This is a genomic window from Streptomyces sp. UH6 (assembly GCF_013421635.1).
Classification (GTDB): domain Bacteria; phylum Actinomycetota; class Actinomycetes; order Streptomycetales; family Streptomycetaceae; genus Streptomyces; species Streptomyces abyssomicinicus.
In genome coordinates this window covers 1-10,762 of record NZ_JACADT010000098.1, presented here as the reverse complement: position 1 = coordinate 10,762, position 10,762 = coordinate 1, and the positions used below count along the sequence as shown (strand labels likewise).

The 10,762-nt window shown below is 71.6% G+C and carries 10 protein-coding genes; 4 read left to right on the top strand and 6 right to left on the bottom strand.

Translation table 11 applies throughout. The features are described 5' to 3' along the window. Positions 1 to 147: 147 nt before the first annotated feature. Entirely contained in the window at positions 148 to 999 is an 852-nt protein-coding gene (locus HW445_RS08570) for a dienelactone hydrolase family protein (RefSeq protein WP_180220427.1), read from the bottom strand. 111 nt (positions 1,000 to 1,110) lie between these two features. On the opposite strand from HW445_RS08570, the gene HW445_RS08565 reads away from it, so the two are divergent. Further along, the gene (locus HW445_RS08565) at positions 1,111 to 2,175 is read left to right on the top strand and encodes a GlxA family transcriptional regulator (RefSeq protein ID WP_180220426.1); all 1,065 of its coding nucleotides are present in this window, start codon (positions 1,111 to 1,113) and stop codon (positions 2,173 to 2,175) included. Positions 2,176 to 2,266: 91 nt separating this feature from the next. Here HW445_RS08565 and HW445_RS08560 read toward each other — a convergent pair whose 3' ends face one another. Then, the gene (locus HW445_RS08560; protein WP_180220425.1) at positions 2,267 to 3,118 is read right to left on the bottom strand and encodes an SGNH/GDSL hydrolase family protein; all 852 of its coding nucleotides are present in this window, start codon (positions 3,116 to 3,118) and stop codon (positions 2,267 to 2,269) included. 225 nt (positions 3,119 to 3,343) lie between these two features. On the opposite strand from HW445_RS08560, the gene HW445_RS08555 reads away from it, so the two are divergent. Further along, a complete protein-coding gene (locus HW445_RS08555; RefSeq protein WP_257230933.1) occupies positions 3,344 to 4,564 on the top strand; it encodes a CdaR family transcriptional regulator in 1,221 nt (406 codons plus the stop codon). A gap of 533 nt (positions 4,565 to 5,097) precedes the next feature. Here the strand turns inward: HW445_RS08555 and HW445_RS08550 are convergent. The 4 genes from HW445_RS08550 to HW445_RS08535 all read right to left on the bottom strand — a co-directional run bounded on the left by HW445_RS08550 (position 5,098) and on the right by HW445_RS08535 (position 9,179). Continuing rightward, positions 5,098 to 5,607, bottom strand: a complete 510-nt coding sequence (locus tag HW445_RS08550; protein WP_218956727.1) for a hypothetical protein — start codon at positions 5,605 to 5,607, stop codon at positions 5,098 to 5,100. Positions 5,608 to 5,725: 118 nt separating this feature from the next. Next, positions 5,726 to 6,661, bottom strand: coding sequence for a LysR family transcriptional regulator (locus HW445_RS08545; RefSeq protein ID WP_180220422.1), 936 nt, complete (start codon positions 6,659 to 6,661; stop codon positions 5,726 to 5,728). A gap of 3 nt (positions 6,662 to 6,664) precedes the next feature. Beyond that, complete coding sequence (locus HW445_RS08540; protein WP_180220421.1) at positions 6,665 to 7,684, bottom strand: DMT family transporter; 1,020 nt, start codon at positions 7,682 to 7,684, stop codon at positions 6,665 to 6,667. A gap of 196 nt (positions 7,685 to 7,880) precedes the next feature. Continuing rightward, on the bottom strand, positions 7,881 to 9,179 hold the full coding sequence (locus tag HW445_RS08535; protein ID WP_180220420.1) for an amidohydrolase family protein: 1,299 nt from the start codon (positions 9,177 to 9,179) through the stop codon (positions 7,881 to 7,883). A gap of 232 nt (positions 9,180 to 9,411) precedes the next feature. Between HW445_RS08535 and HW445_RS08530 the strand changes: the two genes are divergently transcribed. Beyond that, the gene (locus HW445_RS08530; protein WP_180220419.1) at positions 9,412 to 10,032 is read left to right on the top strand and encodes a hypothetical protein; all 621 of its coding nucleotides are present in this window, start codon (positions 9,412 to 9,414) and stop codon (positions 10,030 to 10,032) included. A 106-nt stretch (positions 10,033 to 10,138) separates the two neighbouring features. Beyond that, a complete protein-coding gene (locus HW445_RS08525) occupies positions 10,139 to 10,690 on the top strand; it encodes a SigE family RNA polymerase sigma factor (RefSeq protein ID WP_180220418.1) in 552 nt (183 codons plus the stop codon). The last annotated feature ends 72 nt before the right edge of the window (positions 10,691 to 10,762 follow it).

The following is a 10,762-nucleotide window of genomic DNA, read 5'->3' as shown; positions in this document are numbered from 1 at the left end:
CGCCCGCCGGGGCGACGGGCGGCGCGATGTCGCTCAACGGTTGCTCCCGCGGGTGCCGGCTGCCGTCCGCGAGGGGCGGACGGCCCTCAGTAACTGACGTCGGACAAGAAAGAGCTTATCCGACGTCAGAACGCCCCGTCCCTTGCGTCAGCTCGGCCCTTCGGTCCCGGTGCCGGGCACGGCCGTCCCCAGCCGTTCGGCGAGGAAGGCGATGATCTCGTCACGGGCGCGCGTCGTCGGGTGACCCTGCTCGTCGACGAGATGGGCCGTGGTGACGCTGTGGGCGCAGCCGACGACATCGCGGAAGAAGGGCGGCGGGTCGGTGTTCGCCACGTCGTCCGCGAGCACACGGCCGTCGAAGGCGTCGCCGAGCAGAGTCCGGTACGCCGCGAACCGCCGGCCGGTGCACCACCTGTCGTTCTCGAAGCGGTAGGCGAGCACCTTGAGGCCGTCGCGTCGGACGCGTTCGGCCACGCGGGCGGCGTCATCGGCTGCGATCTCCAGGCCTGCCGGGTCGTCGAGGGGAAGCGAAGGGTGGTTGACCACGGGCGCGACGACGGCGGGTTCGAGCGTCATGGTCAGGGCGAAGTTGCCGGTGAAGCACAGCCCGACCGCGCCGACGCCCGGCCCGCCGCACTCCGCGTGCGCCAGGCGCGCGAGCCCACGCAGCCAGTCCACGACGGGACTGGTGCCGCCACCGGCGAACGCACGGAACTCGGCGCTGACGCAGGCACGCCGGAAGACGGCTCGGCCCGCCTCGGCGCTCGGGTAGGCCCCGTCGACGCCGAACAGCGAGGGGAGGTACACGCGGAATCCGGCATCGCGCAGCCAGCGTGCCAGGCGTGCGACGTCGGGGCTGATCCCCGGCATCTCGGGCAGCAGGACGACGGCCGGTCCCGAACCGGTGACGTGCACCGTCCTGCCGACCGTGTCGATGTCGATGACGCGGTGCGAGAAGTCGTCCAGGGAGTCGTCGTGTGGCAGGTGCGCGGTTGTCATGAGGGGCAGCGTGGCAAGAGACTGTCTCCCTCGGAAACGGCGGCATCGCCAGATACTGCGGCGAAATCGCCACCCGCTCGTGCCGGGGGAGGGGGAGGGGGAGGGGGACGCGTGAGTTCGCTGCGACTGGGAGTGCTGGCCTACCCCGGGTGTTTCGGCTCCGAGGTGTTCGGAGTCCCGGACCTGCTGGTGTTCGCCCGTCACGTCGCCGCGGCGCAGGGGGTGGCACGACCCTCGTACGAAGTGTCCGTGGTCTCGCCCAGGCGGCAGGTGATCATGGCCGGTGGCCTGACCGTCGGCGTATCGGCCATGCACCCGGTGGACGTGTTGATCGTCCCGGGCTTCGAGCTCTCGCCCGCGCTCGATCTCGAGGCTGCGCTGGCGAACCTGCGGCCCGAGGTGGCGGCCATTCACTCGCAGGCAGTCTCCGGAGCGGCCGTCGTGTCCATCTGCGTCGGTGCGTTCCTCACCGCCGAGGCCGGCCTGCTCGACGGTCGCGAGGCGACGACCTCGTGGTTGTTCGCGGATCGCCTCGCCCGCCGGTACCCCGACGTGAAGGTGTGCCCCGAACGCCTGGTCGTCACCGATCGCGGGGTGACGACCACGGCCGCCTTCAGTGCCATGTACGACTTCGCACTCCAGCTCGTCCGCGAGCAGGACGGCCCCGGCGTCGCCCGCAGCACCGCGCGCGTGGCACTCGTCGACGATGCCCGTACCACCCAGGCCCCGTACGTCGACCCGGCGCTGCTGCCGGTCGCGGGCCATGAGTTCTCCCACGCCGTGAAGCGGTGGCTCGACCGGAACATCGGGGCCCGCTACGACCTCTCCGCCCTCGCCGCGGCGTTTCACGTGAGCACGCGGACGATGCTCCGTCGCTTCGGTGAGGAGGCAGGCCAGACTCCTCTCGCGTACCTGCAGTCCGCGCGGGTCCGCCGGGCCCGGCATGTGCTGGAGTCGACCGACAGGACGGTCGCGCGCATCGCGGCCGACCTCGGGTACGCCGACGCGAGCTCGTTCAGCGCGGTCTTCGCCCGGCACACGGGCCGACGACCCCGGGACCATCGCGCCATGTTCCGCCGCCCGCCCACGGAGCCGGCCGGTGCCGTCCTGCACGATCCCGGCACCCGCTCACGCTCCCGGAATCCTGTCCCTGTCCCTGTCCCAGGCGAACGGTGACCGGCGGGTGGCGAGTGCTTTCGGGACGAGTGCGGCGGCGGCGCACAGCGCCGCCGCCGGCAGCCCGCGCGGCAGTGGACGCCGCAGCGGATCAGCTCCCCTGGAGGTGTGCGGCGATGATGGCGGCGTAGTTCTCCTCGCCGTTCCGGTTCGGGTGCAGCGGGGCAGCCGCAGAGGTCGGCACGTACCCCTCGACCCACTTCTTCGACGGAGCCTGGCAGGCGTCGTGCCCCTTGCTGGGCGTGGCCAGATCGATGTACTCGGCGCCGTGCAGGGCGCTCTGCTCGGCGATCACCGCGTTCATCCGGTTGACGCTGCCCTGCAGGAAGTCGGCGTCCACCGGGAGGACCGGCTGCAGGGGGAAGCACCCGCCGGGCTTGATGTAGAGGCCGTACCCCGTGACGATCACCCGGGCCTGCGGCGACCGCTGACGGATGGTGTCCAGTACGACTCCCAGCTTCGGCGCGAACGTGGCGAGGCGCTCGCCCACCTGGTCGACGCCGCCTTCGTAGTACTGGTCCTTGCAGGGAGTGGCGTTCGGGTCGAGCGTGCTGCACCCCTCCGCGATGCCGACCAGACCGGCGTCGTTGCCGCCGATGGTCAGGGTCACGAGGTCGGTGTCCGCGCGCAGTGCGTCGAACTGGGGCGCCGCGGAGCCCATGGGGATGTCGAGCAGCGAGAGCGACTGGGGCTCGGCCATGTGCTTCGACTTGGCGCCGCTGCAGGTGACGTCACGCAGTGACGCACCGAGCCGTTCCGCCAGCTCGTGCGGGTAGTTGTGCGTCGACCGGCCGCAGGCCACCGGCCCGGTGATGTCCGGGATGAGCGGACCGGACGCCATGGAGTCGCCGAGAGCGACGTAGGCCAGGGCGTCCTCGGACGCGGCGGTGGCCGGCACCGCGCCGGCACCCAGGGTCAGGCCGGCCAGGGCGAGTGCGCCCATGACCGCTCTGACGGAACGGAGAAGTGCGTTGCTTTGCGGCAGGTTCACGTGTTTCCTCCGGCGATGGGGGCATGGCGCGTGACGCCGGTCATCATGCAGACTCGCGTGCCGTCCTTTAACTGGTCGGTAACGCAGACTTCCGCGGGGGAGCTTGTGACGCGTGACAAACGGCTGTCCGGCGGAACGAACCTCCGGGGCGGCTGCGCAGGTCCGTCTGCCGGACCGCTGTCCATCGCCGGGCGGCCGGTCGCATCCTCCCTGCGTGCCCGTGTTCCTGCCCTGGCCCGCCGTGTCGTGGCCAGACTCCTCGCCGACCTGCCGGTCTACGCGGAACTGCCCCACGAGGAGGTCTCAGGAGACATCGCCGACATCGTGCAGCACAATCTCCGGCTCTTCGCGGACCTCGTCGAGTGCCGACGCCCCGCCACCGACGCCGAACTCGCCCAACAGCGCGATTCGGCCGCCCAACGCGCCGAGGAGGGCGTGCCGTTGGATGCGATCCTCACCGCCTACCAGGTCGGTACGACGATGTGCCTGCAGGAAGCCGTCGAAGGGGCACTGCCCGATGATCTCGCCGCCGTCCTGGAGATCACGGAACACATCATGGTCGTCCAGCAGCAGCTCACCTCCGCCGTCAGCGGTGCCTACCTGGACGCGCGGCGCATCCTCGACAGTCAGGAACACGGCGGCCGGCACGCCCTGATGACAGCCCTGCTGACCGGTGAGTCCCTGGAGCGTTTCACCCATCCCGCCGGTCTGCGCCCGGCTGCGCGGTATCTGACGATGACGCTGGTACTGGGGCCGCACCCTGACGAACAGTCCCAGTCGTCGGGGCCGGGCGCCGATGTCGCGGCCCGGCGCAAGATCCGCCGTGTCCGCACCACCCTCGACCATTTCGCCGGTGCACCGGTACTCACCGCCCTCGACGCCTCCGGCGGTACCGTGTTGCTGCCCGCGACCCAGCCACTGCCGTGGCACAGCGCGAACGGACTGTGCGCGCTCGTTGACGAGGCCGCCCGCACCGCGGGGGTTCCGATCACCGCCGCTGCGGAGATCGCCGAGCCGGTGGCGGTCGCGGCCGCCGTGGCCCGCAACACCGAAATCGTCGGCCTGGTGGCCCGTACGGGGCGGCCCCCAGGTCTGTACCGGTTGTCCGACGTCCTGCTGGAGTACCAACTCAGCCGGCCCAGCGAGGCGCTGCGCGGGCTGGCGCAACTGCTGAAGCCGCTGGAGGCGAAGCCGGAGCTGCTGCACACCCTGGAGACGTACCTCGCCCTCGGCCTGGACCGGCGGACCACCGCGACAGCCCTGCACGTCCACCCCAACACCGTCGACTACCGCATCCGCCGCATTCACAGCCTGACCGGTCTGTCACCGGCCCGGCCCACCGATCTCCAGCACATCAGCGCTGCCCTGGTCGCCCGCCGGTCGATACCGCCTCCGTGACCACCAGTCGTGTCAGCGGGCAGGGGGAGAGGTGCCGTCACCATATGGTTGATGTGCGGTGGGGCCGGCGCGTGGCGGACCGGCGGGCCGTGCGCTGCGTCTTGCCGACGAACCCCGCCTGCTCCTGGCTCCGGCACCCCGCGACGCCGACCCTGCCCGGACCTCGGCGGCCTGGACTTCACCGAACGCCTGCCGGTGGGCTGCCGCGCACTCGACCTGGAAGGCCGGCTCACCTTCATGAACACAGCCGCCGCCCCGGGGCCATCCCGGGGGTGCGGGGAGCACAGCCGACCCGCCGCGCACCACGCGGCCGGGCCCCCTCAGGGGAGCACGCCGACCGGAGGGCGTACAGCGCGACGCGGACGCGGGGCGTCCCGACCGGGGATACGCCGAACTGGCGGCGGACACACCCTCGGTCGCTGTCACCGGTGGGAGCACAGCGACCTCCTCGTCGCCGCGGCGACCGGCGTCATGTGTCTCAACGCCGCCGGCGTGGACGTGAAGCCCTTCCGCGACGACGTGATCGCGCGTGCTCAGCGGCCCAGCCTGTGCCGGACGTGATCCGGGTGGGCCGCACCGACCTCGATGCGGTTCTCGTCGAGGCCGTTGACGATCCGCAGGCGGTCGCCGGCGAAGACGAACTCCAGTGCCACGGTTCCAGCCGCCAGGTCATGGCCGGCCGGCCGCCATTCGAGGGTGACCTCGCGCAGGACCCGACCGACGAACGGCTCGAGCCTTGCATCGCTGTGAGACCACTGGGGCGTGAGTTCGACCGATTCCCACCCTGTGATGGTCGCCGCGGTGTCGATCGTGTCCCAGCCGATCGAGAGTTCATCGAACTTCCAGTGGCACACCTCCACCTGGATACCGTCGAAGTCGAGCACCACCGGGCAGTCGGCGAACCAGTCCCCGTCCTCGGCGAACCGCACCAGCGCGAACCCCGTCAGCCGCCTACCGGCGAGCATCGCCAGGCGTGACCCGTGCGCCTGCCGAATCGCGTCGACCCCGATCAGGAAGGACGGCTCGAAACCAGAGATCCCCATGCTCACAGCACAGGAGTCTCCCGGTCCTCGGCCCAACCGGACAACGGGTACGCCTGCCCTTTGCGCTTGCCGGTCGGGATGATCAGGTCGGCCCGGAACTGTTCGGCCGACTCGCCGTTCATGCGAGTCGCTCGGTGCCGGGGGTTGCGGCCGGGTCGTGGAGCAGTTGCAGGACGCGCCGCAGGTCGGGGCGCTTGCTGGTTCCAGGGCGGCTGACGGTGAAGATGGACCGGGAGACGGGGTGGAGCAGGGGGTGGAGGCTGAGGGACTCGGTGGTGTCCGGAAGTGCCATGCGAGGGATGAGGGCAGTGCCCGCCCCCGCGGCGACCAGGGCCGCCAGCACGCTGAAGTCGCCGCTGCGGGTCCTGATGTCCGGGACGAAGCCGGCCGCGCCGCAGGCGCGTTGGATCATCTCGTAGCAGGAGGTCTCCGGTCCCGGAGTGAGCCAGGGCAGGTCTGCCGCTCGGGACAGGTCCACCGGCTGGCCGGGCCGCAGACCCCACTCGCCGGCCTGGCGGGGATGCAGGGCGAGCAGCACCGGTTCCTCCATGAGAAGAGCCTGCTCGTAGGCGGCGGAGAAGCTGCGTGGCAGCACGGTGTAGCTGTGGACCAGGGCGAGGTCGGTGGCACGCTTGTGCAGTTCGTCGAGAGCTTCGTCGGGCTCCTGCACGGACAGCCGCAGTGACAGCTCCGGGGTGGGATCGACGTCGGCCAGCCGTTGCCACAGGGGCGCGATGAGGGTGCGGGCGGCGGAGGCGAAGGCGGTGATCCGCACGATGCCGCGCCGACCGCTCTGCAGGGCGGCCAGCCCGGACTCGGCTGCCGCGAGTTCCGCAAGGATGATCTCGGCATGAGCCACCAGCAGTTCTCCGGCCGCCGTCAGGCGCAGCGTGCGTCCCTGCTTCTCCACCACCGGTGTGCCGGCCTCCTTCTGCAGGGCGGCAAGATGCTGGGAGACCGCCGGCGGAGTCAGATGGAGGGCCTCCGCGGTGGCCGCGACGGTCCCGTACGCGGCGAGGTGCTGGAGGATGCGCAGGCGGCGTACATCGAGCACGGTCTACTCCTTGGTCGGGCCGGGGCCGGGGCCGGGGGCGGAGACGGGTTCCACGATGCGGTGCGGACCGCGGCGGGTGTTCTCGCCGTCCGTGGTCACGGGGTGGTCGGCCGCCGCGTGGCCGGCGGCACTTCCCCGCTCACTGCCGGGCCGCTGTGCCTGGTTGCGCCGGTTGATCAGGACCACTCCCGCGACGCCGACCGCTCCGCCCAGCAGCTCGATGCCGTGGGGCACCTCGCCCAGCCAGACGAAGGAGATGACCAAGGTCACCGGCGGGACCAGGTACAGGGCGGCGGTGGAGGCGGCGAGCGGCAGTCGGGCGACGGCATACGCCCAGATGACGAAACCGAGCGCGGAGGGAAGCAGGCCCAGGTAGAGCGCGGAGACCAGGGCGTCGGCCGGTGCCCGCAGGGCGGCGTGCCAGGTGGCCGGGGCCAGCGGCACAGCGAAGACCGTGCCGGCGACCATCGCGTAGGTGGCGACCTCCAGGCCGGTGTAGTGACGCAGCAGGGGCTTGGTGGCGACGTGGTACACCCCTTGGACGACGGCGGCGGCCAGGACGATGAGGGCGGAGACGGTGAACCCGCCGGTGCCCTTGGCCATGCTGACGACGGCCGCGCCGGCGAGCGCGACGACGCTGCCGAGGACGATGTTGCGGCTCAGCCGCTCTTTGAGGAACAGGCTGCCCAGCAGCACGCTGAAGGCGGGGACGATCGCGATCAACAGGCTTGCCGTCCCGGCCGCCACGTTCACCTCGCCCCAGTTGAGCAGGAGCTGGTAGGCGGTGATCCCGGTCGCCCCGCACAAGGCGATCATGGGCAGATCGCGGGACCGGGGCACGCGGACCTTCGCGAGGGGCGCCACCAGCAGCAGGGCAACGGCAGCGATCACGATCCGTAGGAAGGACAGGGCCGGCACTCCCAGACCGTCGACCCCGACCCGGATGGCAGGAAAGGCCGAGGCCCAGAGGAGCACAGTGCCGGACAGGGCGAGGAAGCTAGGGGAAAGGAGGCGTGGCTGCATGCGGTCCAGCATCCTCGCCCGGAACGGAAAGTTCCATTTAGTCTTTGCGCCGAAAATCATTAGTCCCGCTTATCTGGGGGGGCGGGTCCACCACTCCTCACCCGTCGTCGAGCGCTTCCGGTAGCGGACCGGAGCCTGACAGGTGGACCTGTACAAGCACGCTGCGGCTGTGGTGCCTTCGGCCGGTGAGACGCCTTCACGGGGTCAGGCCGGGCAGGCCTGCGCCGGCGAGGACCCCGGCGCGGTCGATGGCGATCCGTCCCTCCTTGATCACGGCATGAATGAGCGACGGCGTGGCGAGGCCGTCGATGTCGGCGAGAGGGTCCCGGCCGCAGACGACGATGTCGGCCGCCTTGCCCGCCACGAGGCTTCCGGTGATGTCGCCGACCCCACACAGCTCGGCGGCGTCGGCGGTGGCGGCCCTGATGGCCTGGAGCGGGGTCATGCCGCCGATCCGGACGAGGAGACCGAGTTCCTTGAGGTTCTGTCCGTGCGGGGCGATGAGGCCCGCGTCGGTACCCATGGCCACGCGGATTCCGGCATCGACGGAGCGGGCGACGGACTCCTGCGCGATGCGGTGCCAGCGCTCGGCCTTGGCGTGCACGGCCGGCGGTACCTGGGCGGGATCGGGCGTGGCCATGGTCTCCAGCAGGGTCGGCACGAGGAACTGACCGCGCTCCACCATGACCGCCCCGAGCTCGTCGGTCAGGGCGTAGCCGTGCTCGACGCTGCGGACCCCGCCATGGACGGCGGCGGCGATACCGGGTTCTCCGATCGCGTGCACCGCGACGGGCAGGCCCCCGTAGGCGTCGGCCTCTTCGACGGCGGCACGGATCATCTCGGGCCGCAGCCCGAGCCAATCGGGCTGGTCGTGCGGGGAGGTGACGCCTCCGCTGGCGGCGAGCTTGATGCAGTCGGCGCCGGCTGCGACAAGGGCCCGCACCCGGACGCGGATGTCGTCCACGGTGTCGACGATTCCGGGAGGGCTGCCGGGGAACGCGACGGCGGCGGCGAGTGCGTCGACGCCGCCAGGCAGGCGGAAGTCTGCGTGACCGGCGGTCTGGCTGAGCATGCTCACCGCGACCAGGAGACGGGGTCCGGCAATGCGTCGCTCGGCCACGGCGCGGCGGAAGCCCGCGTCGAGGCCCATGAGGTCGCGCGCTGTGGTCACTCCGTTGTGCAAGGTGGTCCGCAGCCGCTCGATCACCTTCAGCGTCCGGTAGGTGACGAGTTCTCCGGCCCCGGTCAGCGGGTTCTCCACGGGGCCGGGCAGAGCGAAGTGGACGTGAGCGTCGATGAACCCCGGGCAGACGGTCCGCCCGGCCAGGTCCACACCGGTCGCCTCACGCAGGGCAGGATCGTCGGGCATCTGTTGGGCGGGACCGCACCAACGGATGACGGGGCCGTCGACGACGAGCACGCCGTCGGGGACCGGCGGGGCGCCGGTCCCGTCGACGAGCCGGACATTGCGCAGGACGACGGGGCTCGGGCTCACGGCGGTCCTTCACGGTGCGGGCGGCGATGAAGGCATCGTGACACGGGGCGCGGGCCGGAGCCGGGAGCCGCTCGGCGCGCTCGGCGACGAAGGCAGGCGTCCGGCACGTGCAGGGTCCGCCCACTCCACGGAAAAGTCGCCCGGCAGGACATAGATGTGAGGCCCTGCGTCCGTCTGAGTGGTGCAAGGAGTTCGACAGACGCATCACCGGGACTCGCAGGAGGAACATCAGATGGAGATCAGGCGCGGATGGAGGCGGCTCGCCACGGTGGGCGCCACGGCCGTGGTGCTGGCGGGCGGTGCCGGGGTGGCCGTGGCCGTGGACCGGACGGCCGGGCATGCCACCCAGGTGCCGGCCACGGCGGACGCGGCGGCACCGGCGAAGGCCCCTGACCGTGCGACGACGGCCCCGGGGCCGCGGATCGTGCAGCCGTACCAGCCGGTGGGCATCGGACAGGGCGCCGTCATGGCCCTGCTGCCCGAGGGGCGGCAGAACTACGTCGTGGCCTGGACCGACGTGCGTGAAGCGGTCGAGCAGGCCCGGCAGATGGTGGGGGACGACATCCGGCCCGAGAGCCTCAGCGGCGGCACCACCGTCGACGGGGCCGACGTGCTGTACACCGGCGCGTGGCGCACCAGCACCCCGCCTTCCCGGATAACCGTGCGCACGGCCGACGGCGCCGAACGGGACGCGGGGGTGCTGAGCCTGCCCGGCAGACCGGGCTGGGGGACCTACTACCTCGACGCCGCCGGCTCCGGGACACCGCAGGGAACCGTCACGGTCACCGCGTACGGTCCTGACGGCGAGGTCCTGGCGACCCTGGCGTACGACATGTTCCCGGCCGGACGCTGACCGCGACCGCAGACCCCGTGACCGGAGCCTTCCGTACTGCCCCGGTGCATCGCGCACCGGGGCAGTACGGCGGACGGGGGCCGGACACGGCGAACAGAGGACCCGAGTGAAGACCGACGCGGAAGCGGAGTTCCGGGCATTCATGGTCAGCCGCTGGCACCGGATGCTCAGGACCGCTCACCTGCTCACCGGACACCACCACGACGCGGAGGACTTGGTGCAGACAGCCCTGGCGAAGGCGTATGCCCGATGGGAACGGGTGAGACGCAGCGACGATCCCGACGCCTACGTCTGGCGCATCATGATCAACGCCAACCGGGACCGGCTGCGCGTGCCACGGGCCCGGGAGTGGCTGACCAACCGCTTCCCCGAGGCGGCCGCATCGGAGAGGACCGACTCGATCACCGAGCATTCCGCGCTCATGGCGGCCCTGGCCCGGCTGCCGCAGCGACAGCGGGCGGTCGTCGTCCTGCGCTACCTGGAGGACCGCAGTGAGAGCGAGGTCGCCGCGCTCCTGGGGACCAGGGTGGGCACGGTGCGCAGCCACGCCGCCCGCGCCCTGCGCAAGCTCCGTGCCGAGCCGGCCGTGACCGGATGCGACCCCGGCGCCGTCCCTCCGCAGCGGAGCGAGGCCGTGCAGGAGGAGGCCCGACGGTGAACGACGACGACATGCGGCTCGCCCGGGCGCTCCACCGCGCGGCCGACACCTTCCCGGTCAGCCCGGCCCCCG